22 protein-coding genes are annotated in these 21,709 nt (G+C 71.2%); 11 read left to right on the top strand and 11 right to left on the bottom strand.

Features of this window, described 5'->3' with window-relative positions:
* Positions 1-60 precede the first annotated feature (60 nt).
* The 8 genes from P3L51_RS13600 to P3L51_RS13565 all read right to left on the bottom strand — a co-directional run bounded on the left by P3L51_RS13600 (position 61) and on the right by P3L51_RS13565 (position 8,336).
* Positions 61-1,119: a serine hydrolase domain-containing protein gene (locus P3L51_RS13600; protein ID WP_354605430.1), complete on the bottom strand. Its 1,059-nt coding sequence runs from the start codon at positions 1,117-1,119 to the stop codon at positions 61-63.
* Positions 1,116-1,997, bottom strand: coding sequence for a DUF6895 family protein (locus P3L51_RS13595; RefSeq protein ID WP_354605450.1), 882 nt, complete (start codon positions 1,995-1,997; stop codon positions 1,116-1,118). Before P3L51_RS13595 ends, P3L51_RS13600 begins: the two co-directional genes overlap by 4 nt.
* A 122-nt stretch (positions 1,998-2,119) precedes the next feature.
* Complete coding sequence (locus P3L51_RS13590; protein WP_354605429.1) at positions 2,120-3,100, bottom strand: DUF6895 family protein; 981 nt, start codon at positions 3,098-3,100, stop codon at positions 2,120-2,122.
* Positions 3,097-3,789, bottom strand: coding sequence for a hypothetical protein (locus P3L51_RS13585; protein WP_354605428.1), 693 nt, complete (start codon positions 3,787-3,789; stop codon positions 3,097-3,099). The genes P3L51_RS13590 and P3L51_RS13585 overlap by 4 nt, the downstream gene beginning before the upstream one ends.
* A 12-nt stretch (positions 3,790-3,801) precedes the next feature.
* The gene (locus P3L51_RS13580) at positions 3,802-3,990 is read right to left on the bottom strand and encodes a hypothetical protein (protein ID WP_354605427.1); all 189 of its coding nucleotides are present in this window, start codon (positions 3,988-3,990) and stop codon (positions 3,802-3,804) included.
* Positions 3,991-4,067: 77 nt separating this feature from the next.
* On the bottom strand, positions 4,068-6,212 hold the full coding sequence (locus tag P3L51_RS13575) for a lipopolysaccharide biosynthesis protein (RefSeq protein WP_354605426.1): 2,145 nt from the start codon (positions 6,210-6,212) through the stop codon (positions 4,068-4,070).
* Positions 6,205-7,356, bottom strand: a complete 1,152-nt coding sequence (locus P3L51_RS13570) for a DegT/DnrJ/EryC1/StrS family aminotransferase (protein WP_354605449.1) — start codon at positions 7,354-7,356, stop codon at positions 6,205-6,207. The genes P3L51_RS13575 and P3L51_RS13570 overlap by 8 nt, the downstream gene beginning before the upstream one ends.
* A 137-nt stretch (positions 7,357-7,493) precedes the next feature.
* Positions 7,494-8,336, bottom strand: coding sequence for a GbsR/MarR family transcriptional regulator (locus P3L51_RS13565; RefSeq protein ID WP_354605425.1), 843 nt, complete (start codon positions 8,334-8,336; stop codon positions 7,494-7,496).
* A 234-nt stretch (positions 8,337-8,570) separates the two neighbouring features.
* On the opposite strand from P3L51_RS13565, the gene P3L51_RS13560 reads away from it, so the two are divergent.
* The 4 genes from P3L51_RS13560 (at position 8,571) to P3L51_RS13545 (ending at position 11,795) form a co-directional block, all read left to right on the top strand.
* On the top strand, positions 8,571-9,419 hold the full coding sequence (locus P3L51_RS13560) for an ABC transporter ATP-binding protein (RefSeq protein ID WP_354605448.1): 849 nt from the start codon (positions 8,571-8,573) through the stop codon (positions 9,417-9,419).
* Between the two features lie 47 nt (positions 9,420-9,466).
* Positions 9,467-10,294 carry an ABC transporter permease gene (locus P3L51_RS13555; RefSeq protein ID WP_354605447.1) on the top strand — a complete coding sequence of 276 codons (828 nt, stop codon included), beginning with the start codon at positions 9,467-9,469 and terminating at the stop codon, positions 10,292-10,294.
* A gap of 91 nt (positions 10,295-10,385) precedes the next feature.
* Complete coding sequence (locus P3L51_RS13550; RefSeq protein ID WP_354605424.1) at positions 10,386-10,859, top strand: carboxymuconolactone decarboxylase family protein; 474 nt, start codon at positions 10,386-10,388, stop codon at positions 10,857-10,859.
* A gap of 18 nt (positions 10,860-10,877) precedes the next feature.
* The gene (locus tag P3L51_RS13545; RefSeq protein ID WP_354605423.1) at positions 10,878-11,795 is read left to right on the top strand and encodes an RNA polymerase sigma-70 factor; all 918 of its coding nucleotides are present in this window, start codon (positions 10,878-10,880) and stop codon (positions 11,793-11,795) included.
* 133 nt (positions 11,796-11,928) lie between these two features.
* Here the strand turns inward: P3L51_RS13545 and P3L51_RS13540 are convergent, their stop codons facing one another.
* Complete coding sequence (locus tag P3L51_RS13540) at positions 11,929-12,834, bottom strand: RNA polymerase sigma factor SigF (protein ID WP_354605422.1); 906 nt, start codon at positions 12,832-12,834, stop codon at positions 11,929-11,931.
* Between the two features lie 329 nt (positions 12,835-13,163).
* On the opposite strand from P3L51_RS13540, the gene P3L51_RS13535 reads away from it, so the two are divergent.
* Together P3L51_RS13535 and P3L51_RS13530 are read left to right on the top strand one after the other, a co-directional pair.
* Entirely contained in the window at positions 13,164-13,532 is a 369-nt protein-coding gene (locus P3L51_RS13535; RefSeq protein ID WP_354605421.1) for an STAS domain-containing protein, read from the top strand.
* 194 nt (positions 13,533-13,726) lie between these two features.
* Positions 13,727-14,215 (top strand): ATP-binding protein, encoded by a 489-nt coding sequence (locus P3L51_RS13530; RefSeq protein ID WP_354605420.1) that lies wholly within the window; start codon positions 13,727-13,729, stop codon positions 14,213-14,215.
* Positions 14,216-14,319: 104 nt separating this feature from the next.
* Here P3L51_RS13530 and P3L51_RS13525 read toward each other — a convergent pair whose 3' ends face one another.
* Entirely contained in the window at positions 14,320-15,882 is a 1,563-nt protein-coding gene (locus tag P3L51_RS13525) for a peptide MFS transporter (RefSeq protein ID WP_354605419.1), read from the bottom strand.
* Between the two features lie 263 nt (positions 15,883-16,145).
* Between P3L51_RS13525 and P3L51_RS13520 the strand changes: the two genes are divergently transcribed.
* Both P3L51_RS13520 and P3L51_RS13515 read left to right on the top strand, forming a co-directional pair.
* A complete protein-coding gene (locus tag P3L51_RS13520; protein ID WP_354605418.1) occupies positions 16,146-16,823 on the top strand; it encodes a response regulator transcription factor in 678 nt (225 codons plus the stop codon).
* Positions 16,824-16,899: 76 nt separating this feature from the next.
* Positions 16,900-18,165 carry a sensor histidine kinase gene (locus tag P3L51_RS13515; protein ID WP_354605417.1) on the top strand — a complete coding sequence of 422 codons (1,266 nt, stop codon included), beginning with the start codon at positions 16,900-16,902 and terminating at the stop codon, positions 18,163-18,165.
* Here P3L51_RS13515 and P3L51_RS13510 read toward each other — a convergent pair.
* A complete protein-coding gene (locus tag P3L51_RS13510) occupies positions 18,158-18,655 on the bottom strand; it encodes a GtrA family protein (protein WP_354605416.1) in 498 nt (165 codons plus the stop codon). The genes P3L51_RS13515 and P3L51_RS13510 overlap by 8 nt on opposite strands.
* Before the next feature lie 169 nt (positions 18,656-18,824).
* Between P3L51_RS13510 and P3L51_RS13505 the strand changes: the two genes are divergently transcribed.
* Genes P3L51_RS13505 through P3L51_RS13495 form a run of 3 tightly spaced genes read left to right on the top strand, consistent with a single transcriptional unit; the run spans position 18,825 to position 21,687 of the window.
* On the top strand, positions 18,825-19,964 hold the full coding sequence (locus tag P3L51_RS13505; protein ID WP_354605415.1) for a 5-(carboxyamino)imidazole ribonucleotide synthase: 1,140 nt from the start codon (positions 18,825-18,827) through the stop codon (positions 19,962-19,964).
* Positions 19,961-20,485, top strand: coding sequence for a 5-(carboxyamino)imidazole ribonucleotide mutase (gene purE / locus P3L51_RS13500; protein WP_354605414.1), 525 nt, complete (start codon positions 19,961-19,963; stop codon positions 20,483-20,485). The genes P3L51_RS13505 and purE overlap by 4 nt, the downstream gene beginning before the upstream one ends.
* Before the next feature lie 8 nt (positions 20,486-20,493).
* The gene (locus P3L51_RS13495) at positions 20,494-21,687 is read left to right on the top strand and encodes a dipeptidase (protein ID WP_354605413.1); all 1,194 of its coding nucleotides are present in this window, start codon (positions 20,494-20,496) and stop codon (positions 21,685-21,687) included.
* Positions 21,688-21,709: the final 22 nt, after the last annotated feature.

The following is a 21,709-nucleotide window of genomic DNA, read 5'->3' as shown; positions in this document are numbered from 1 at the left end:
CGCCCGGCGGTCGAGGACGAGGGCGGGGGCGAGGACGGGACCGTCACCGCGCGGCGCCGGTCACCCGGTCCCGAACAGCACGCCGTACGCCGTCGGCACGAACGCGTCGGCCCGCCGGAACCGCCGCGAGGCCACCGCCGCCACCGCCGTCCCCGTCCCCGGGCAGAACCCGAGGAACGCCTGCTGCCCGCTCGTCGCCCCGCAGTGGAAGTACGCCGGACCGTCGTCCGTCGGGTGCTGGAACCACGTGAGGGTGTGCGTGTGCGCCTTGCCGATGCCGCGACGCAGTACGGGGCGGCGTACCGCGCGCAGCGCGTCCGCCAGCGACGGTGTGCGCTCCGGCCGCAGATGCGCCTCCAGGAAGGTGAGCAGATCGTGCGGGGTGGCCCGGACCGCACCGGCCGCCGCGAAGCCGCCGATACGCAGCGGGGGCACCTCGGTCACCCCGTCCCCGGCGTGCCCGACCGCGTCGGCGGCGTCGTCCGCGCCGCCGGCACGGCCACCCGCGAGCGTCGACGTACCGGCCAGCCCCAGCGGCGCGAGGACCTGCTCCGCCATCAGCGCGTCCCAGCCCGTGCGGGTCGCGGCGCAGAGCGCGTGCCCGAGCGCGGAGACGGCGAAGTTGGAGTAGTGCCAGCGCGTGCCCGGCCGGTGGCGCGGACGCGCCCGCAGGAACGCGTCGACCACGCGGTGCGCGGGATATCCGGCGAACGGATTGGTCGTCCAGTGCGGCAGTGCCTGCCGGTAGAAGTCACGTGGCAGGGCGGGCAGTCCGGACGTGTGGGTGATCAGATGGCGCAGGGTGATCGGCGCGACGGGCCGGGGCGGCCGGGGTCCGAAGCAGGCCGCCGCCGAGTCGTCGTACGCGACTTGACCGCTCCGCGCGAGCTGGGCCAGCAGCAGGCCCGTGTACGGCTTGGACGCGGACCCCGTCTCGTAACGCAGCCCCTCCGCGCCGGGCGAGGCACGGACGGTGCGGTGTCCCTGCACGGAGACGGCGAAGACGACGTCCGGGGCGTCCACCGCGCGCACGGCCGCGTCGAGCCGTTCGTGCGGCGTACCGGCGAGGGCGGCGCGCGCGCCGTCCGCCCGTACCGTCGTGATCTCGTGCTCGCTCATGACGCCACGGGCGCCGACAGCCGTGCCATGGCGCGCGAGGTGGCGAGTACGGAGGCGAAGGCGGCGACCAGCGTCGGGTGGTAGACGATGTCGAACACGTCGTCCCCGCTGCCCTCCGGCATCTCGCGCACGGTGGGCATCGCGCCGTCGGGCTGCTGCGCGGCGGCGAGGCCGCGCCACGCCCGCGCGTCCAGGGTCGGTTCGGGCAGACAGGCGTCCACGACGAGCAGTTCGCCGAGCAGGTCCCAGCGCTCCAGGTCGAGCCAGTCGTCCAGCCAGACCGGCAGCCAGGCGGCGAGATAGTCGGCGATGCCGGCCGGCAGCCCTTCCGGTCGCCGGCCCCAGTCGGTGAGATGGAAGACCGTGTGGGTGATGTCGTACCCGATGTGGCCCTCCACGGTCCACGGCTCGGGTGTGCGGGCGAGCCAGGTGTGCCGGGCGGCCTCCTCGACCGGGGTGCTCGGTGCCAGCCCGAAGCGCCGCTCGTACGTGGAGATGCCCAGGCGCCGGACGGGCAGCACCTCCAGGGCGGCCCAGCTGCCGAGCCGGTGGTTGAGGCGTACGGCGCGCTCGGTCTCCGGTTCCTCGTAGCCCATCTCCTTGAACGGCAGATAGACCTCGAAGGGGATGGGCGAGATCGGTTCCTGCCGCTGGCCGCGCGCCAGCATCCGCCCGCCGTCGAGGGCGTCGCGCCACAGATGGTCCATCAGCCCCCGGGCGAGGGAGGCCTGCCGTGAGCCCGCCACCCCTTCCCGGAACAGGATCTTGCAGATCATGGCGGCTTCGCCGATCGGTTTGAAGCGCTCCATGAAGCCGATCTCGGGGTCGGCGTCGAGTTCGAGCCGGAAGCCGGCGCGGTTGGTGTGCAGCCACTCCATCGCCCGCGCGCCGACACCGTGGATGAGCTTCGTGTGCGCGGCGCCCGCGCTGCCGGTGTCGTCCGCGATGCCGGTGCCGTCCGCGTTGCCGGTCTCGTCCGTGTCGTCCGTGCTGTCCGTCGTCATGCGACGCCTCCTTGTACGGCCGGCAGGTGGGCGTCGGCCAGCGTGGCGGCGAACGCGGCCATCAGCGTGGAGTGGTAGCAGTAAGCGAAGTCCCTGGCCGGCTCGTGCGGGCGCCCGGCGCCGTTCTCGGGGATGCCTCCGGCCGCGTCCTGCACCTCGGCGATGCGCGCCCACGCGCTCTCGACGGTGCGGGCGGTCCCCGTGTCCGACGAGACGTCGGGGAGGCTCGCGGCGACGGCGAGCAGTTCGCAGCTCAGGTCCCACTGCTCCGCCTCCAGACAGGTGTCCAGCCAGGCAGGCAGCCACAGCGCCAGATAGTCGCGCAGCTCGGCCGGCATCCAGTGCGGCGCGTTGCCCCAGTCGGTGAGGTGGAAGACGACATGCGTCAGCCCGTAACCCGCCGTCCGCTCGAACGTCCACGGCTCCGGCAGCCCGCCCAGCCAGGTGCGCGCGAACGCGGCCGAGGACTCCCCGTACGGTGTGAAGCCCACGCGCCGCTCGGAGTTGAGCACGCCGAGGCGCCGGTTCGGCTCCTGCTCGATCCGTGCCCAGCCGCGGGTACGCCGCACCGTGGCCGTCAGCTCCTCGAACCCGGTGTGCCGGAGTCCGGCGGTGGCGAAGGCCGCGTAGATCTCCAGCGGATACGTCGTGAAGGGCTCGCCGCGCAGCAGGTCGAGGAAGAGCCCGCCCCGCCCGGTCTGCTCCCACGCGAAGTCCAGCAGCTCCGACGCGCGCCGGTGCCGGTCGGAGCCGGGCGCGCTGTGCGTCAGGATCGAGTGGCTGAGCTGGGCCAGCTCCCCGAGCGGCTTCAGCGTCCGGTTGACGTCGGCCCTCGGGTCCAGCACGTCGTCCGGCAGAGCGAAGGAGTCGCGGTGGTCGCACACCCACTCCAGGGCGGTCCGGGAGAAGCGCGACGCCTCCGACTCCCCGGCCGTCCCCGGTGCCGACGTCACCCCGGCGATCAGGGGCTCACTCATCCGAGGGCCCCGGCGCGGATGTGGCGCGCGGCGTGCACATGCAGGCCGACCCGCGCGTCCGTTCCCGCCATCTGCTCGACGAATTCGAGTCCGGTGTCCAGACCGAGCGTGTCGGGGACGCCGTCGATGACGCTGAGCCAGCGTCCGGCACCGGCCGCCTGGAGCCAGTCACGGCGTCGTACGGCGCGTACGAAGCCCCGTGCCACGTCCACCGGCCGGCGGGCGGCGGCCTGCGCGACCTCCGAGTCGGCACCGGGTACGGCGAGCGACCCCAGCAGCGACAGCTGATGGGTGAACCGGGGCCAGTCCAGGGCGTCCAGCCACGACGCGTCGGGCCCGGAGTGCGCTCCGGTGGCCGGCACGTCCAGTCTGTGCAGTGTCTGGGTCATCGCCCAGTGGCTCCACACCGTCGTCGCGGACGACGTGGCCTTCGGGGCGAAGGTGACGACGGCGCGCTGGAAGACCGCCAGGTCGTCCGGGAGCGGCCGGCGGCGGGTCAGCACGCTCGGCAGCAGGACGTCGGCGCCCAGTACGCGCACCGCCGCCAGGCCCAGTCGGTCGTCGGCGAGGCCGCCGACGGTGCCGCCCACCACAGAGGAATGGCCTCCGCCCCGAAGGACGGAGACCACCTCTGAAGCAAGGTCATGCACCACACCCGCGAGGCGGGGAGAAGTACCTGACTGCTCCATTCGCTTCTCCCGTCAGCCCTTCTTCGTCGGGCGCGGAGTCGGCGGCGAAAGCAGGATCGCCCCTGTACCGGCGATCAGCACCAGCGCTGCGCACTCTCGGCTGTCACGGTATGTACCTTCGGCCTCGCTCGGGCTCAGGACCGCGTCGATGTCGACGTCCAAGTCCTTAGTAACGTCTCGGGCGTTGGTCTCGGTGAACATGCCATCATCCCCTCAGAAGGAAGCTGATTGGGCGTACCTGAATCAGTTCACCTCACATATCGGACACTCGCAAACGCTCAGCTCCGGGAGCGGGACCCTCGGGCGGCGGTACGTGCCAGCAGTGCGGTGGCCGCGACCGCCAGCAGCCCCACGGACACCGGGACGGCGACCGTCGCGAAGAGCCGCTGTGCCGACCAGCCCGCCACCGCGAGAAGCCAGACCGCCGCCGCGACGGCCCGCCCGTCCATCCGTCCCCTCCCGCGGGACGCGCGGAGGGCGACGGCGGCCAGCCCCAGACAGAGCAGTTGCAGGACGACGGGCAGGAGCTCCCACGCCCGCGCCTGACCGGTGAGCTGGGCGAGAGCGTCGGCGACCGGGCGGTGCCAGGGGCCGGACACCTCCTCGGGCCGTACGCCGAGGAGCGGCGGCGCGCCGTGCAGCGCCCCGAAGAGCACCAGCAGGCCGGCCGTGAGCAGGAGCGGACGCGACCGTACGAGCGCCACGGCCGCGCACTGGACGACGATCAGCAGGACTCCGGCGCCGAGCGTCAACGGCGGCAGGGCGGTGAGGAGGCGGGTGCCCGACACCTCGCCGTCGCCGATGTCGGGCGCCTCCCGCAGCGGGATCCAGAACAGCCCGGCGGCCAGGGCCAGGAGCGGCCAGAGCGCCACGTCCGACAGGCGCCTCTGCGGGCGCGGGGCCGTGGGCGCCGCCGGTTCCTCCGTAGGAGACGCGGGCTTCGGTACGTGCACGGGCAGCCCGAAGGCCGGGGTCGCCGTGTCGTACCCGCCGTGCGGATACGTGGTCTGCCGCGCCCACGCCGCCCGGTACTCGGCCTCCTCCGCCGGGTCGAGCGGGCCGCCACCCGTACGCCGCCTGCGCTCGGCGGCCTCGCGCGCCCACGTCGTCCCGTACCCCGCGTCAGGCTCCCCGCCGCGCCTTCGCAGCGCCGACCGCAGCCCCGGCGCCGCCACCAGCGCGACGAGCGTCATGGACAGCAGCATCGCCAGCCCGGCGCCGGAGATCCCGGCGGGCCCGAGCAGAACGACCGCGCTGCCGAGGACGGACACGCACATGGCGCCCTGGAGGGCGGCGAGCATGCCCGTACGCCCCTGGACGCGCAGCACGCCGATGTACAGCTCCACGACCACGCGCGGCAGCGCGGCGGCGGCCAGCAGGCGCAGCACCGTCGAGCCGTGCTCGGCGTAGTCGGCGCCGAAGGGCGCGAGGATCTGGGGGGCGAAGACCACCAGCACCAGCACCACGGGCACCAGAAGCACCGTCATCCGGCGCAGCGCCCCCCGGACGCCCTCGGCCAGCCGCTCGGGGGAGTGCGAGGCGTGCGCCGTCAGGGACGAGGCCATGTTGATGGCCATGAACTCCATCGTCCCGCCCACGGTGTACGCCGTGTAGAAGAAGGCGTTGTGCGCCGCGTCGAAGCGCACGGCCACCATCACCGGCAGCAGATTGATCATCGCCAGACTGAACAGGGCGCCCACCGAGTCACCGGCGAGGAACCGGCCGATCTCGGCCGGGCGCGGCGGCTCGCGGTCCCGGTCTGCGGCGGCCTGCCGGGGAATGAGCCGGCGGAATACCAGCCAGCCGAGCGGCAGTACGGACAGCGCGATGGCCGCCGCCCAGGACACGAAGACGCCCAGGACCGGCATCGCCGTGGCGAACGCGACGAGCAGCACCAGTTTGCCGAGGGAGAAGACGGCGTTGCCGACGGGCACCCAGAAGGCCTTGCGGAGGCCGGTCAGCACGCCGTCCTGGAGGGTGAGTAGCGCCCAGGCGACGCACGAGGCGGTGAAGACGAGCCCGGCGGTGACACCGCTGAGCGGCGCGTACGAGGGGCCCCACAGGTCGAGCGTCAGCAGAAAGACCACGCAGGCGACGCACACGACGGCCGAACTGACCGCGTACGCGCGCCAGACGAGCGCGCCGGTCGCCCGCCCGGCCCGTGGCACGTAGCGCACCACCGCGCCGATCATGGTGGTCGCGGTGAGGGAGGCCAGCAGCCGCATGGCGGCGATGGCGGCGGAGCCCTGGCCGACGGCGTCCTCGGTGTAGTAGCGGGCGGCGACCAGCCAGAAGCCGAGACCGAGGGCGGCGGAGACGCCGGTGGAGAGCATCAGCGCGTACGCGTTGCGGAACATCGAGTCGCTGTTGTCGGCGCTGCCGTGTCCGGTGGCCACCGTGTCCGTACGGGCGGTGTCAGCCACCGCCGTGCCCCGGAGGCAAGACGGGCTCGGCCCCCGACTCCTCGAGTACGGCGATGACTTGACGGGCCCGTAACGGGTCGGCGGGCAGCGCGTGACGCGCGAACCAGGCGGCGGGCGCGGGGTGCGGCGACGCGTCGGTGAAGACGTCGCCCGCGTACACGTCCAGCGGCGGGTCGTACAGATACCCGGTGGTGATCCGGCGCCGGGCGAGCGCGGCGACGGCGGCGTCCCGGTCGGCGACCAGCAACGGCACCCGGAACAGCGGCTGGACGGGCCCTGGCGGCGCGGGCGCCGCCCACCGGGTCGCCAACAGCCGCTCCGTGCCCACCCGGTGGGCGGCGAGCAGCGGATCGAGCCCGGACAGCAGCCGCTCCGTGCGGCGCAGGCGGACACGGCCCGGCGTGAGGCGGTACCGGTGCATGTCCACCCGTACCCACGAGTCGAAGCCGCCCAGCCCCGGCCCGTCGGCCAGCGCCTCCTTCAGCTCGCCAGGACGCAACTCCATCCGGATTCCCCGCCGTTCCTCGGCCCCGGCCGCGCGCAACAGGCCACGCGCGGCCCGCACCAGCCGCAGCCCGCGCACCCCGGCCTCCGCGTACGGCCGCAGGGCGTAGGCGAGTTCGGCGGCGAGCCGGGACGGTTCGAGGAGCGCGTCGCGGGCCGCCGCCAGTTCCGTACGGAGCGCGGGGTCGGCCACGGCGACGAACCCGCCGGTCTTGGCGCCCACATGCTTGGAGAGGCTGAACACGGCCGCGTCCCCGAAGGTCCCGACGGCCCGGCCCGCCACCTCGCTGCCGATGGCATGGGCCGCGTCCTCGATCAACGGGATCCCCGACGCGTCGCAGCGGGCGCGCAGTCCGGGTGCCGGGTCGGGATTCCCGTACAGATTCGTGGTCAGTACGGCGGACAGCCCCCGCCAGTCGGAGTCCCGTAAGGCCCCCAGGTCGATCGACCCGTCCCGCGCGTTCAACGGCGCCTGGACGGGGCGCAGTCCGGCCGCGAGCACCACGAACATGATCACGTCGTCGTTGACCGGGGACATCAGCACCCGGCCGCCGGGCGGGCACCAGTGGCGCAGCGCCACGAAGAGCCCGAGCCGGCACGACGGCACATACAGACACTCTCTGCCGAGCCGCCGCCGCATGAGCGTTTCCAGCGCGGTGTACGGCGCCGGGCAGCCCTCCCCAAGAGCCATACCGTCCCCCCTGCCCCCGGATCAATGTGGCCTTTGGGGACGCTCCCGTCAATACGGTCCCGGGTCAACGACCGGTCAACCACCGGTCATGCCGCGAGGGCGGCACGCTGGGCCGGGCTGATCCGGTCCGGTCCGGCGTGCCGCAGGGCGTCGGCGACGCGCTCGGCGGACCAGCCGAGCCCGGTGGCCAGTTGCCCGACATCGGCCGGCGCCCGCGTGTGCACGAGCGCGGCGAGCAGCGTCAGCGCGTCGTCGACGCCGGACGGGCCGCCCGCCATGTCGTCGCTGAGGGTCGCGAAGAACTGGCCCATGTGGTCGAGCCGGACGCCGGCCGGCGTGCCGGTGCCGACGATGCCGGCCCCCCGCCGGGCGGTGTCCGCCCACGTCGCGGTCGTACGCGTGTCGCGCGTCCAGGCCCGCAGCCAGACGTCGTCGTCCACGACGTACCGCTCGCGCCGCCGCCCGGGATCGCGCTCGCGCCGGACCATCTCCAGACCTTCGAGGTAGCTGACGGCCTTGGAGACCGACGCGGGGCTGACCCGCAACTGCCCGACCAGATCGGCGGCGGTGAGGCCGCCGGAGTCGGTGAGGAACAGCCGGACGAGGACGCGGGACGCCATGCCGGGGAGCCCGGTCTCGACCAGCAGGGCCACGAACTGCTCGGCGAAGCACCGCAGTTCGTCGCGGTCGAGTTCGTCGTGGGGCCTCGGTGCCGCGAGCGCGGGCGCGCGCCGCCGGGCCCGCCGCTCGGTGGCCCGCAGCGCGCGGTCCGCCCGGTAGCCGTCGGTGCCGCCGTTGCGCGCCACCTCCCGGCTGACGGTCGAGGTGGGCCTGCCGAGGCGTCTGGCGATCTCGGCGTACCCGAGCCCCTCGGCCAGTCCCGCGCCGATGCCCTGGCGGTCCTCGTGCGTCAGCCTGCCTCCCGGCATCCGCGCCTCCTGACGATTCGTCGGTGAACGGTCGGTCCCAGTATGCGTTCACCGTCATCTCATTGCAACGATCCATCCAAGAGAATCAGTTGCATTCACGGTCATGACCATTGCAATTGTGTTTGACGACTCGTAAAACGCAACGTAGCTTTCGCGATTGCTGAAACAATCACGGCAAGGGGGTCCGATGTGACGACCGGCGAGAGAGTCGTGCTCGACGTCGAGGGGCTGCGTATGCGGTACGGCGCGAACGACGTCCTGCGCGATGTGCGGTTCCAGGCCCACCACGGGGAGGTGCTGGCCCTGCTGGGGCCGAACGGGGCGGGAAAGACCACCACGATCGAGATCCTGGAGGGCTTCCGGATGCGGTCGGCGGGCCGTGTGGACGTGCTCGGCTCCGACCCGGCGCAGGGCGACGAACGCTGGCGGGCCAGGCTCGGAGTTGTCCTTCAGTCCTGGCGCGACCACGGCAACTGGCGGGTGCGCGAACTGCTCGCCCACCTCGGCACGTACTACGCCCCCTACACGACCGACCGCGTGCGACGCCCCTGGGAGACCGATGAGTTGGTCGAGGCGGTCGGCCTGACGGCGCAGACGGGCAAGAAGATCAAGACCCTCTCCGGCGGGCAGCGGCGCAGGCTGGACGTGGCGATCGGCATCGTCGGCCGCCCCGAACTGCTCTTCCTGGACGAGCCGACCGCGGGCTTCGACCCGCGCGCGCGGCACGAGTTCCACGACCTCGTCCACCGCCTGGCCCGCGACCACGCGACCACGGTCCTGCTCACCACACATGACCTGGACGAGGCCGGGAAGCTCGCCGATCGCATCGTGGTTCTCGCCGGCGGCCGGATCATCGCCGACGGCACCCAGGACGAACTGGCGCGCCAGGTGGCGGGCGAGGACGAGGTGCGCTGGACGCACGACGGAAACCACCACACGCGTACGACCTCCGACTCGACCGGTTTCGTACGCGACCTCTTCGCCCGGCACGGCGCGGCGATCGGCCGACTGGAGGTCCGCCGGGCCTCGTTGGAGGATACCTACATGGCACTCGTACGCCAGGAAGAGACGGCGGCCCGGTGAACGCGGCGGTGTACGTGACTGCCAGGTCCAAGCCCACCACGCGCGCGATGAGGGCGGGCTGGTCCCGCGGCCTGATCGAGTTGCGGCAGTCCTTCACCAACGGTGGTGAGCTGCTGTCCCATCTGCTCTGGCCCACCCTGATGCTGACGGTGATGTACTTCCTGCGGGACTCGGCCTTCGGCTCCGGCGGGCTCATGCTCGGCACCCTGGCCCTGCCCGGCATCCTCGGTATGAACGTGGCGATGGGCATGGTCGGCATGAGCCAGACCCTCACCGCCGAACGCGAGGACGGCACCCTGCTACGGGCCAAGGCGACACCCGACGGCATGCCCGCCTATCTGATCGGCAAGGTCGTCACGGTCGGCGGCGGCCTGCTCGCCGACCTGGCGATCCTGCTGATCCCCGGCCTGCTCATCATCGACGGCCTCGCGGTCGGCGACGCCGGATCCTGGCTCACCGTCGTCTGGGTCCTGCTCCTCGGAATGGCCGCGACCCTCCCCCTCGGCGCGATCCTGGGCTCGGTGTTCACCAGCGCCCGGGGTCAAGGTCTCATCCAGCTACCGGTGTTGGCCATGATCGCGATCTCCGGCATCTTCTACCCGCTCACCTCGCTGCCGGAATGGGCGCAGTGGCTCGGTCAGGCGACCCCGATCTACTGGCTCGGCCTGGGCATGCGCTCCGCCCTCCTCCCGGACGCCGCGGTCACCGTGGAGATCGGTGAGTCCTGGCGCCAGTGGGAGACGGCCGGAGTGCTCGGCCTCTGGGCCGTACTCGGCCTGGCGCTCGCCCCCCTCGTACTGCGCCGCATGGCCCGGCGCGAGTCGGGTTCGAGCGTGTCGGAACGCCGCGAGAAGGCGCTGCGGCGCGTCGGCTGACCCCCGGATCCGTCGCGCGCCGTGTCACAGGGCGCGGCGCCGTCTCGTCTCAGGGAATGCAGACACCGACGACGATCCGGAGGAGCGCACCATGGACGCGCGACTGAACTATTTCGCCAGCCCGACCGCGGGCAAGGTCCTCAAGTACTTCATGTCGACCGGCAAGGCGTTCAAGGAATCCCCGCTGCCGGCCGTGACACAGGAGCTGGTGGCGCTGCGTGTCAGTCAGATCAACGGCTGCGCCGCCTGTATCGACATGCATACCAAGGAGGCCGCCGCGGCCGGTGAGACCTCGGTGCGGCTGAATCTGGTCGTGGCGTGGCGGGAGGCCACGGTCTTCACCGAGGCCGAGCGGGCCGCGCTGGAGCTGGCCGAGCAGGGGACCAGGGTCGCGGACGCGGCCGAGGGGGTCGGCGACGAGGCGTGGGCGTACGCCGCCGAGCACTACGACGAGGAGCAGCTCACCACCCTGGTGATCCTGGTCTCCTTCATGAACGCGGTGAACCGGCTGAACATCATCACGCGGCAGCCGGCCGGCGACTACGAGCCCGGACGATTCCACTGAGACGGAAGGGATTCAGACGTGAGCGAGGTCGACGAGTTCGAGGAGCTGCGGCCACTGCTGTTCTCGATCGCCTACCGGCTGCTCGGCAGCGTGAGCGAGGCCGAGGACGCGGTGCAGGAGACGTGGTTGCGTTTCGACGGCTCGGCGACCCGGCCCACGTCGGCCAAGGCGTTCCTGTCGACCGTGGTGACCCGGATCTCGATCGATGTGCTGCGCTCCGCGCGGGTGCGGCGTGAGGCGTATGTGGGCCCGTGGTTCCCCGAGCCGCTGCTCAGTGATCCGTATCAGGATCCGGAGCGTTCGGTGGAGCTGGCCGACTCGGTGTCCATGGCGGCGCTGCTGTTGCTGGAGCGGCTCAGCCCGCCGGAGCGGGCCGTCTTCCTGATGCGGGAGGTGTTCGCCTTCGAGTACGACGAGATCGCGGCGGCGGTGGGGCGTTCGGAGGCGGCGTGCCGGCAGCTGCTGGTCCGGGCGCGGCGGCACATGGAGGCAGGGCGCCCGCGATTCGCGGCGGACCGTCAGGAGCGGCAGGAGCTGGCGACGCGGTTCTTCGACGCGCTGAAGGACGGCGACGTGGGCGGGTTGCGGGAACTGCTGGCCGCGGACGTGCGGATGGTCGGCGACGGCGGCGGCAAGGCCCCGCAGCTGGCCAAGCCCGTCATGGGCGCGTCGAACGTGTCCCGGTTGCTGGGCACGGTGTTCCCCTGGCTGATCCGGATCGACGTGACGTGCGAGCAGCACGAGATCAACGGCCAGCCCGGCGCGATCTACCGCGACCGGGACGGCAAGGTGCTCCACATCGTGGCCCTCGACATCCTCGACGGGCGGATCCAGACCATCCGTACGGTGATCAATCCCGACAAGCTCGGTCACCTCGGGCCGGTCGCCGACGCCTGGGCGATCGACCGCGAGATGAGGCGGGCCCGCCGCGGATGATCCGCCCCCCGAACCGACCCTGTCCGACCCCTGATCCGACCTCCCAAGCCCCCACCGCACACCTGTGGCCCGGCAGCCGTGGGAACGGCCGCCGGGCCACCTGGAGAACGCGCCCTCGAAGAGGAGGCCGCCGTCACTCCTCGATCGTCAGGCCCTTCCGCAGCCTGACGAGCGTGCGTGACAGCAGCCGGGACACGTGCATCTGGGAGATGCCGAGCTCCTCGCCGATCTCCGACTGCGTCATGTTGGCGACGAACCGCAACGACAGGATGGTGCGGTCGCGCGCCGTGAGCCCCGCTATCAGCGGCTTCAACGACTCGACGTACTCGATGCCTTCGAGCCCGTGGTCCTCGTAGCCGATGCGGTCGGACAGCGCGCCCTCGGTGTCGTCCTCCTCGGGCTGCGCGTCGAGCGAGCTCGCCGTGTACGCGTTGCTCGCCGCCATCCCCTCGACGACCTCGTCGTTGGTGATGCCGAGCCGGCCCGCCAGTTCGGCGACCGTCGGTGCGCGGTCCAGCTGCTGGGACAACTCGTCGCCGGCCTTGGCCAGTTCGAGACGGAGCTCCTGGAGCCTTCGCGGCACCCGCACCGACCACGACGTGTCGCGGAAGAAGCGCTTGATCTCGCCGACGATCGTCGGCATCGCGAAGGTGGGGAACTCGACGCCCCTGCTGAGCTCGAAGCGGTCGATCGCCTTGATCAGACCGATCGTGCCGACCTGGATGATGTCCTCCATGGGCTCGCTGCGGGAGCGGAACCGGGAGGCGGCGAACTTGACCAGGGCGAGGTTCAGCTCGACCAGGGTGTTCCGTACATAGGCGTGCTCATGGGTACCCTCTTCCAGGCCTTCGAGGCGCCCGAAGAGGGTCTTCGACAGGGACCGGGCGTCGAGCGCGCCCACCTCGTCGAAGGGCGGGATCTCTGGCATGTCATCGAGGCCCGGGAAACCGGACGCGGGTGTGGCGCCGGTCTCGTCAGGTTCGGACGGGATTGTCGACGGCGCGTCGTGGGTACGCGGTTCGTCGAGCCGGGGTGACATGGTCTCCTCCATACGTTCTCGGCATATGGCTGCCGATGCCAATACGCGCTGCTGCGGTTTGCGGCGCCTCCATAGCCGGTCGTTTTCGGTCTTGTTGGTTGTGTCTTTACTAGCCCTATCGGTTCAGCGCAGACAGGTGCAAGTGTCATTTCGTACGTATGTCCGCATTGCGTGGGAGATTGGCTACCGAAGAACGCATGAAAGGCGTAATGTTTCGGTGAACGTCAACGACGCGTGACACAAAGACGTCCGCGACCGGCAACGACTTCCCAACCATCTGAAACATCTGATGACGGCGCACGACACGGCAGAAGTGGGGACGGACGGGCATGGACCGCCAGACGGTCGGCAGCGCGAATCGGGGCCGGCTTCGGGTCGAGGTTCGGACCGAGGGCCGCAGTGAGGTCGTGACAGTGGCGGGTGAGCTGGATCACCACACCGCCGAACTGTTGCGCGCACCCCTGGAGGAAGCGATCGACCAAGGGCGGGTACGCCTCGTGGTCGACTGCTCACAGCTTGAGTTCTGCGACTCGACCGGACTGAACGTCCTGCTCGGGGCCCGCCTCAAGGCCGAGGCCGACGGCGGCGCCGTCCATCTGGCCGCGATGCTGCCGGTGGTCGCCAGGGTCTTCGAGATCACCGGCGCCGACGCGGTCTTCACCGTGCACGAGTCGTTGGAAGCGGCCCTTGCCGACTGACCCCGGAGCCGTACGCGGGCTCCGCGGGAATCAGATGTTGCAAGTCTCACGCCACCCGCGTAGGTCTTGTGGGTGTTGTCACGATTCCGCCGGGCAGAAGAGACTCCGGGCGGCCCGTCAGGACGGGCCGGGCACTCTCTGTACCGACGTAACGACTAATTGGCGAACCGGTGAATCGGTGAGGTGAAGCGCTGATGAGCACCACCCGGCAGTATCAGCCGGGCGATTTCGGCTCCGAGCCGGACGGCGCGGGTACCACCTCCGCCGGGTCCGAAAGCCGGGTACGCACCCTGGCGTTGGGCAGCGCCAGCGGCATCGTTCCGATGGCCCGCGACTTCACCCGCCAGGCGCTCTACGACTGGGGCTGGCTGCCGGCCGAGAGCGCGGAGCGCCGGGCCGCCGCCGAGGACGTACTGCTCGTCGTCTCCGAGCTGGTCACCAACGCCTGCCTGCACGCCGAGGGCCCCGAAGAACTGCGGGTCTCCTCCGACACCAAGGTGCTGCGCCTCGAAGTCACCGACCGGGGCACCGGCCAGCCCGCGCCCCGCACCCCGCACCGCGCCGGACGGCCGGGCGGGCACGGCATGTTCATCGTGCAGCGGCTCTGTCTGGACTGGGGGGTGTCCCGTACGCCGGGAGCACCCGGGAAGACGGTCTGGGCGATCCTGGCGGCCCCGGCGTAACGCGCGGCTCCCCCGGACGCCGATCTCCGCCCCCGATCGCCGGGGGGCTCATCAAGAGCCCGCCCGGCGATCGAGAGCGCCGCGCACCTTCTCTCAGCGGCGCGTCACCGCACGTCCCCCATCAGCGCCCGCACCTTCTTGCGGTACATGAAGATCGCGAAGCCCGCGAGCGTGGCCAGCGCCGCCTCCAGGGCGACCACTCCCGTACGGCTCAGATCGACCCCCGCGATGGAGAGCATCCCCGTCACCGAGTCGCCCGCCGTGACGGCGAGGAACCAGACGCCCATCATCCGACTGGCGTACTTCGTCGGTGCCATCTTCGTGGTCACCGACAGACCGACCGGCGAGACGCACAGCTCGCCGACGGTCTGGATCAGATAGATGCCGACCAGCCACACCGGGCTGACCAGGGTGCCGTCCGCCGCCAGGACCAGCGGGATCAGGAAGAAGAAGAACGAGACACCGACGAACGCCAGGCCGGCGGCGAACTTCACGACCGTGCTCGGCTCCTTGCCCCGCCGGTTCAGCCAGAGCCAGAGCCAGGCGATCACCGGGGCCAGCGCCATGATGAACACGGGGTTCAGCGACTGGTACCAGGACGTCGGGAAGCCGATGCCGAAGACCTCGCCGGCGGCCTTCGTCGTACCGAACGCCTGGATCGTCGACCCGCCCTGGTCGTAGATCATCCAGAAGACCGCGGCCGCGACGAAGAACCAGATGTACCCGGACATCTTCGTCTGCTCGGCCGCCGACAGATCCTTGTCGCGCTTTATCCGGATCAGCACTCCGGCCGGGATGACGATGCCCGCGAGCGTCAGCGGCACCATCGCCCAGTTCAGGGTGAAGTTGCCGGTGAAGACGACGACTCCGTAGAAGACCGAGCCGATCAGCAGCCAGGTCAGACCCTTCGTCAGCCAGCTTGCCCGCTCCTCGCGCGACAGCGGCGTCGGGACGTGGCTGCTCCGCGGGGCCAGGTGCTTCGTGCCGAGCAGGAAAACGATCAGCCCGATGCCCATGCCGACGGCCGCGAGCGCGAAGCCGAGGTGCCAGCTGTACTTCTCACCGACGGTGCCGATGATCAGCGGCGCGAAGAAGGCACCGATGTTGATGCCCATGTAGAAGATGGTGAAGCCGCCGTCGCGGCGCGGGTCGTTCGGGCCGTCGTAGAGATGGCCGACCATCGTGGAGATGTTGGACTTGAGCAGTCCGGAGCCGAGGGCCACCAGCGCCAGACCGGCGAAGAAGGTGCCCGAACCCGGCAGCGCGAGCGTCAGATGGCCCACCATGATGGTGCAGGCCGCGATCGTCACCGTCTTGCGCGGGCCCCAGACCCGGTCGCCGAGCCAGCCGCCGGGCATGGCCAGCAGATAGACCATCGACAGATAGATCGAGTAGATCGCCGTCGTGGTGGCCAGGGTCAGGCCCAGACCACCCTCCTGGAGCCCCTTCGAGGCGTCGGGGCCGCCGGAGAGCAGATAGATCGTGAGCAGAGCCCTCATGCCGTAGAAGCTGAAGCGCTCCCACATCTCCGTCATGAAGAGCGTGGCCAGACCGCGCGGATGGCCGAAGAACGTCTTCTCGGGGGTGGCGCCGGGGTGACCGGGGCCGTGGGGACCGCCGGTCGGATCGGGCGGGTCGGGGGAGTCCTTGGTGAGGCTGGACGCCATGGGGGGGGATCCTTGCTCGCTCGGGTTCATGAAAAGGGGACCTTCGGCTCACAAGCTGCCAAAGATCCCCAACAGGTCGTACATGGAGCGAGGCCACCATACGGCATGACAGAGCGGCATATGGAAGGACTTGAGGCATGGATCACAGGTCTTCCATCGAACCACGGGTCACATTCGAAGGCAGCCGACCCAATCGCATCCCAGAGCCACAGGCATCGGCGATCACTGCCCGTCCGCTCCTCCGCGCGGACTACCATCACCTCATGACCCGTGTACTGCTCGCCGAGGACGACGCGTCCATCTCGGAGCCGCTGGCCCGCGCCCTGCGCAGGGAGGGCTACGAGGTGGAGGTACGCGAAGACGGTCCCACCGCGCTCGAAGCCGGCCTCCAGGGCGGAGTGGACCTGGTCGTACTCGACCTCGGACTGCCCGGCATGGACGGCCTCGAAGTGGCCCGGAGACTGCGTTCCGAGGGCCATTCCGTGCCCCTGCTGGTGCTGACCGCCCGCGCCGACGAGGTGGACACGGTGGTCGGCCTCGACGCGGGCGCCGACGACTACGTGACCAAGCCCTTCCGCCTGGCCGAGCTGCTCGCCCGCGTACGGGCCCTGCTCCGGCGCGGCGCGACCGAACCGGCCGCCTCGCCCACCACCCACGGCGTCCGCATCGACGTCGAGTCGCACCGGGCCTGGATGGGCGAGGAGGAGCTCCAGCTCACCGCGAAGGAGTTCGACCTGCTGCGGGTCCTGGTCAGGGACGCGGGCCGGGTCGTCACCCGCGACCAGCTGATGCGCGAGGTCTGGGACACCACGTGGTGGTCGTCCACCAAGACCCTGGACATGCACATCTCGTGGCTGCGCAAGAAGCTGGGCGACGACGCGGCGAACCCGCGGTACATCGCGACGGTACGGGGCGTCGGTTTCCGCTTCGAGAAGAGCTGAGCCGGACGGCCCGGCCCCACGGGCGATCCGCCCCGGGCCGGAGGAACGGGCCCCGGCCGAACAGAAGTAGGGCACAGTGCGCCGTCGTCTGATCAACTCCACGCTCGCCGTGGTGCTCGTCGTCATCGCCGTCTTCGGGGTCTCGCTCGTCATCGTCGAGACCCGCACCATCAGCAGCAGTGCCCAGGAGAGCGTCGACCTGGAGGCGGTGCGGCTGGTCAGCATCGTCGACAGCCGGCTGATCGGCGGCGAGCGCGTCACCGAGGCGATCCTGCGGGAGCAGGTCGACGGCGAGCGGTACGCCAAGGTCGAGATCCCGGGCCGCCCGAGCGTCGAGATCGGCGAGCCGCCCGAGGGCGGCGTCATCAAGGGCAGCGCCCGGGGCGAGCAGGGCGAGACCGTCACGGTCCAGGAGTCCCGCGCGTCCGTCACCCGTGAACTGGGCCGCACCCTGATGATCATCGGCGCGGTGGCGCTGCTCGCCGTCATCGCCGCCGTCCTGCTCGCCGTACGCCAGGCCAACAAGCTCGCGTCACCGCTCACCGACCTCGCCGAGACCGCCGAACGCCTCGGCTCCGGCGACCCGCGCCCCCGCCACAAGCGGTACGGCGTACCCGAGCTGGACCGGGTCGCCGACGTACTCGACTCCAGCGCCGAGCGGATCGCGCGGATGCTGACCGCCGAGCGCCGCCTGGCCGCCGACGCGTCGCACCAGCTCCGTACGCCGCTCACCGCGCTCTCCATGCGGCTGGAGGAGATCTCCACCACCGACGACCCGGACACCGTCAAGGAGGAGGCGACGATCGCGCTCACACAGGTGGAGCGGCTGACCGACGTGGTGGAGCGGCTGCTCACCAACTCGCGCGACGCGCGCACCGGCTCGGCGATCGTCTTCGACCTCGACGACGTCGTACAGCAGCAGATCGAGGAGTGGCGCCCGGCCTACCGCAGCGCCGGCCGCGCGATCGTCTGCTCGGGCACGCAGCACATGCGCGCCGTCGGCACCCCCGGAGCCGTCGCCCAGGTCCTTGCCGCGCTGATCGAGAACTCCCTGATGCACGGCGGCGGCACCGTCGCCCTGCGCAGCCGGATCACCGGCAACCAGGCGGTGATCGAGGTGACGGACGAGGGTCCCGGAGTACCGGCGGACCTCGGGGCGCGGATCTTCGAGCGCGCGATCAGCGGGCACAACTCGACGGGCATCGGGCTGGCGGTCGCCCGCGACCTCGCGGAGGCGGACGGCGGGCGGCTCGAACTGCTCCAGCAGCAGCCGCCGGTCTTCGCGCTGTTCCTCAGCCGCGAGGTGCGCGTACGCGAGGAGCCGAAGAAGACGGTCAGGTGACCCGGCCGGGCTGCGGCACCGGCTCGGGCACGGGCGCCGTCTCCGGCTGAAGCCTGCGGAACACCCACGTGCGGTACGACCAGAAGCGGAACAGCGTCGCCACGCCGATCCCCAGGAACTTGAACACGTTGCTCTGGAGCGGCCCGTCCCAGCCGAACCCGTACGTCGCCGTGTAGAGCACGCCGTTCTCGATGACCAGCCCGACCGCGCTGAACAGCAGGAAGAGCGTCAGCTCCTTCGTACGGCGGCTCTTGTCGCGGTCCCGGTAGGCGAAGTACCGGAAGCCCACGTAGTTGCAGGCGATCGCGACGACGGTCGCCAGGACGCTGGCCCGCACCACCGGAAGCTCGGTGGTGTGCCGTACGAGGTTGAAGACCACCAGATTGACCAGCAGCCCCACCCCGCCGACCGCGCCGAACTTCGCGATCTCGCGCGTGAGCACGGACAACCGCTCCCGCAGGGCCTGTCGCTGCGAAGGCGCGGCAGTCATCTGGTCGCTCAGCCCCGTCCGGTGGGTGTGTTCGGTCGACGACGCAGTCTCGTCGGTGGAGTCTCCCGCGGCGCCGCGACGGCGCCGACCGACCCACTGTAACCACCGGACCGGCCCAGACCGGCAACCACCGGACCGCCCCGGGCCGGGCGACGGATACCCTGGGTGTGTGACGTTCCCGGTAGTCGGCATGGTCGGCGGCGGTCAGCTCGCCCGTATGACCCACGAGGCGGGCATCCCCCTCGGCCTCAGATTCAAGCTCCTCAGCGAGACCCCTCAAGACTCCGCGGCGCAGGTGGTGGGCGACGTGGTCGTCGGCGACCACCGCGACCTGGAGACGCTGCGCGCCTTCGCACGCGGCTGCGACGTGATCACCTTCGACCACGAACAGGTGCCGATCGAGCATCTGCGCGCCCTGGAGGCGGACGGCGTCCCCGTACGCCCCGGCCCCGACGCCCTCGTGCACGCGCAGGACAAGGGCGTGATGCGCGCCAGGCTCACCGAGCTGGGCGCGCCCTGCCCGCGCCACCGCATCGTCACCGACGCCGCCGACGTCGCGGCCTTCGCCGAGGAGGTGGGCGGCTTCCCCGTCATCCTCAAGACGGTGCGTGGCGGCTACGACGGCAAGGGCGTGTGGTTCGCCCGATCGGAGGACGACGCCGAGCAGCCCTTCCGCGCCGGCGTTCCCGTCCTGGCCGAGGAGAAGGTCGACTTCGTCCGGGAGCTCGCCGCCAACATCGTGCGCTCGCCGCACGGCCAGGCCGTCGCGTACCCCGTCGTGGAGTCCCGGCAGGTCGACGGCGTGTGCGACACCGTCATCGCGCCCGCGCCCGGACTCTCGGAGGAGCTGTCCGGCGAGGCGCAGCAGCTCGCGCTGCGGATCGCCGCCGAGCTGGGCGTCGTCGGTCATCTCGCCGTCGAGCTGTTCGAGACGGCCGACGGCCGGATCCTCGTCAACGAGCTGGCCATGCGCCCGCACAACTCCGGCCACTGGACGCAGGACGGCGCGATCACCTCGCAGTTCGCCAACCACGTTAGGGCCGTGCTCGACCTGCCGCTCGGCGACCCGCGCCCGCGCGCGCCGTGGACGGTCATGTGCAACGTGCTGGGCGGCGACTACCCCGACATGTACGCGGCGTATCTGCACTGCATGGCCCACGACCCGCAGCTCAAGATCCACATGTACGGCAAGGACGTGAAGCCCGGCCGCAAGGTGGGCCACGTCAACACCTACGGTGACGACCTGGACGACGTGCTGGAGCGCGCCCGCCACGCCGCCGGATACCTCCGAGGAACGATCACCACATGAGCTCTCCCCTCATCGGCGTCGTCATGGGGTCGGACTCCGACTGGCCCGTCATGGAGGCCGCCGCCCAGGCGCTCGACGAGTTCGAGATCCCGTACGAGGTCGATGTCGTCTCCGCGCACCGGATGCCGCGCGAGATGATCGCGTACGGCGAGGGGGCCGCCGGACGCGGACTCAAGGCGATCATCGCGGGCGCGGGCGGCGCGGCCCATCTGCCGGGCATGCTGGCCTCGGTCACGCCGCTGCCGGTCATCGGGGTCCCCGTACCGCTGAAGTACCTGGACGGCATGGACTCGCTCCTGTCGATCGTCCAGATGCCGGCGGGCGTACCGGTCGCCACCGTCTCCGTAGGAGGAGCGCGCAACGCCGGTCTGCTGGCCGCGCGGATCCTCGCGGCCCACGACCCGGAGCTGCGGACCCGTATGACGGACTTCCAGCAGCACCTGAACGAACAGGCGACGGACAAGGGCAAACGCCTCCGTTCGAAGGTCGCGGGCCACGACGCCTTCGGCTTCGGGAAGTGAGGGCCACCATGGGCACCGAGGACTATCTGGAGCAGGCCCGCGAACTGCTCGAAGACTTCCCCGTGGTCGACGGGCACAACGACCTCCCGTGGGCGCTGCGCGAGCAGGTCCGCTACGACCTCGACCGCCGCGACATCGCCGACGACCAGTCGGCGCACCTGCACACCGACATCCCGCGGCTGCGGGCGGGCGGCGTGGGGGCGCAGTTCTGGTCGGTGTACGTACGCTCCGACATGGCCGGCGACACGGCGGTCAGCGCGACCCTGGAGCAGATCGACGTCGTCGGGCGCATGATCGCCCGCTACTCCGACGACCTCGCCGCCGCGCGCACCGCCGACGACATGGAGAACGCCCGCCGCACGGGCCGGATCGCCTCCCTGATGGGCGCCGAGGGCGGCCACTCCATCAACAACTCCCTCGCCACGCTGCGCGCCCTGTACGCCCTGGGCGTGCGCTACATGACGCTCACGCACAACGACAACCTCGCCTGGGCGGACTCGGCCACCGACGAGCCGGGCGTGGGCGGACTGTCGCCCTTCGGCCACGAGGTCGTACGCGAGATGAACCGCACCGGCATGCTGGTCGACCTCTCGCACGTGGCCGCCACGACGATGCGCGACGCGCTCGCCACCTCCACCGCGCCCGTCCTCTTCTCGCACTCCTCCGCGCGCGCGGTCTGCGACCACCCGCGCAACATCCCGGACGACGTGCTGGAACTGCTGGCGGCCAACGGCGGAGTGGCGATGGCCACCTTCGTACCCAAGTTCATCCTTCCCGCCGCGATCGCCTGGACGAAGGCCGCCGACGAGAACATGCGCGCGCACGGCGCGCACCCGCTGGACACGACCGAGTCGGGGATGAAGATCCAGCGGGCCTACGAGGAGGCCAACCCGCGCCCGGCGGCCACGGCGGCGACGGTCGCCGACCACCTGGACCACATGCGCGAGGTCGCGGGCATCGACCACATCGGCATCGGCGGAGACTACGACGGCACGGCGTTCACACCGCAGGGCCTTGAGGACGTGGCGGGCTATCCGAACCTGATCGCGGAACTGTTCGCCCGCCGCTGGTCGCCCGAGGACCTGTCGAAGCTGACGTGGCACAACGCGGTACGGGTGCTGCGCGGGGCGCAGGACGTGGCGCGGGAGCTGCGGGCGGAGCGGGGTCCCTCGACGGCGACGATCGGGGAACTGGACGGCTGAGCGGCGGTACGGGGGCGGGCGT

The organism is Streptomyces panacea (genome assembly GCF_040560175.1).
GTDB classification, from domain to species: Bacteria; Actinomycetota; Actinomycetes; order Streptomycetales; family Streptomycetaceae; genus Streptomyces; species Streptomyces panacea.
The sequence above is the reverse complement of the archived record's forward strand: the minus strand, read 5'-3'. Positions and strand labels throughout refer to the sequence as shown.

Excerpts from the sequence above, each read along its gene's own strand:
- P3L51_RS13600 (WP_354605430.1), bottom strand. The coding sequence starts at position 1,119 with ATGAGCGAGCACGAGATCACGACGGTACGGGCGGACGGCGCGCGCGCC.
- P3L51_RS13595 (WP_354605450.1), bottom strand. The coding sequence starts at position 1,997 with ATGGAGTGGCTGCACACCAACCGCGCCGGCTTCCGGCTCGAACTCGAC.
- P3L51_RS13590 (WP_354605429.1), bottom strand. The coding sequence starts at position 3,100 with ATGAGTGAGCCCCTGATCGCCGGGGTGACGTCGGCACCGGGGACGGCC.
- P3L51_RS13585 (WP_354605428.1), bottom strand. The coding sequence starts at position 3,789 with ATGGAGCAGTCAGGTACTTCTCCCCGCCTCGCGGGTGTGGTGCATGAC.
- P3L51_RS13580 (WP_354605427.1), bottom strand. The coding sequence starts at position 3,990 with ATGTTCACCGAGACCAACGCCCGAGACGTTACTAAGGACTTGGACGTC.
- P3L51_RS13570 (WP_354605449.1), bottom strand. The coding sequence starts at position 7,356 with ATGCGGCGGCGGCTCGGCAGAGAGTGTCTGTATGTGCCGTCGTGCCGG.
- P3L51_RS13565 (WP_354605425.1), bottom strand. The coding sequence starts at position 8,336 with ATGCCGGGAGGCAGGCTGACGCACGAGGACCGCCAGGGCATCGGCGCG.
- P3L51_RS13560 (WP_354605448.1), top strand. The coding sequence starts at position 8,571 with ATGCGGTACGGCGCGAACGACGTCCTGCGCGATGTGCGGTTCCAGGCC.
- P3L51_RS13555 (WP_354605447.1), top strand. The coding sequence starts at position 9,467 with ATGAGGGCGGGCTGGTCCCGCGGCCTGATCGAGTTGCGGCAGTCCTTC.
- P3L51_RS13550 (WP_354605424.1), top strand. The coding sequence starts at position 10,386 with ATGGACGCGCGACTGAACTATTTCGCCAGCCCGACCGCGGGCAAGGTC.
- P3L51_RS13540 (WP_354605422.1), bottom strand. The coding sequence starts at position 12,834 with ATGTCACCCCGGCTCGACGAACCGCGTACCCACGACGCGCCGTCGACA.
- P3L51_RS13535 (WP_354605421.1), top strand. The coding sequence starts at position 13,164 with ATGGACCGCCAGACGGTCGGCAGCGCGAATCGGGGCCGGCTTCGGGTC.
- P3L51_RS13530 (WP_354605420.1), top strand. The coding sequence starts at position 13,727 with ATGAGCACCACCCGGCAGTATCAGCCGGGCGATTTCGGCTCCGAGCCG.
- P3L51_RS13525 (WP_354605419.1), bottom strand. The coding sequence starts at position 15,882 with ATGGCGTCCAGCCTCACCAAGGACTCCCCCGACCCGCCCGATCCGACC.
- P3L51_RS13520 (WP_354605418.1), top strand. The coding sequence starts at position 16,146 with ATGACCCGTGTACTGCTCGCCGAGGACGACGCGTCCATCTCGGAGCCG.
- P3L51_RS13510 (WP_354605416.1), bottom strand. The coding sequence starts at position 18,655 with ATGACTGCCGCGCCTTCGCAGCGACAGGCCCTGCGGGAGCGGTTGTCC.
- purE (WP_354605414.1), top strand. The coding sequence starts at position 19,961 with ATGAGCTCTCCCCTCATCGGCGTCGTCATGGGGTCGGACTCCGACTGG.
- P3L51_RS13495 (WP_354605413.1), top strand. The coding sequence starts at position 20,494 with ATGGGCACCGAGGACTATCTGGAGCAGGCCCGCGAACTGCTCGAAGAC.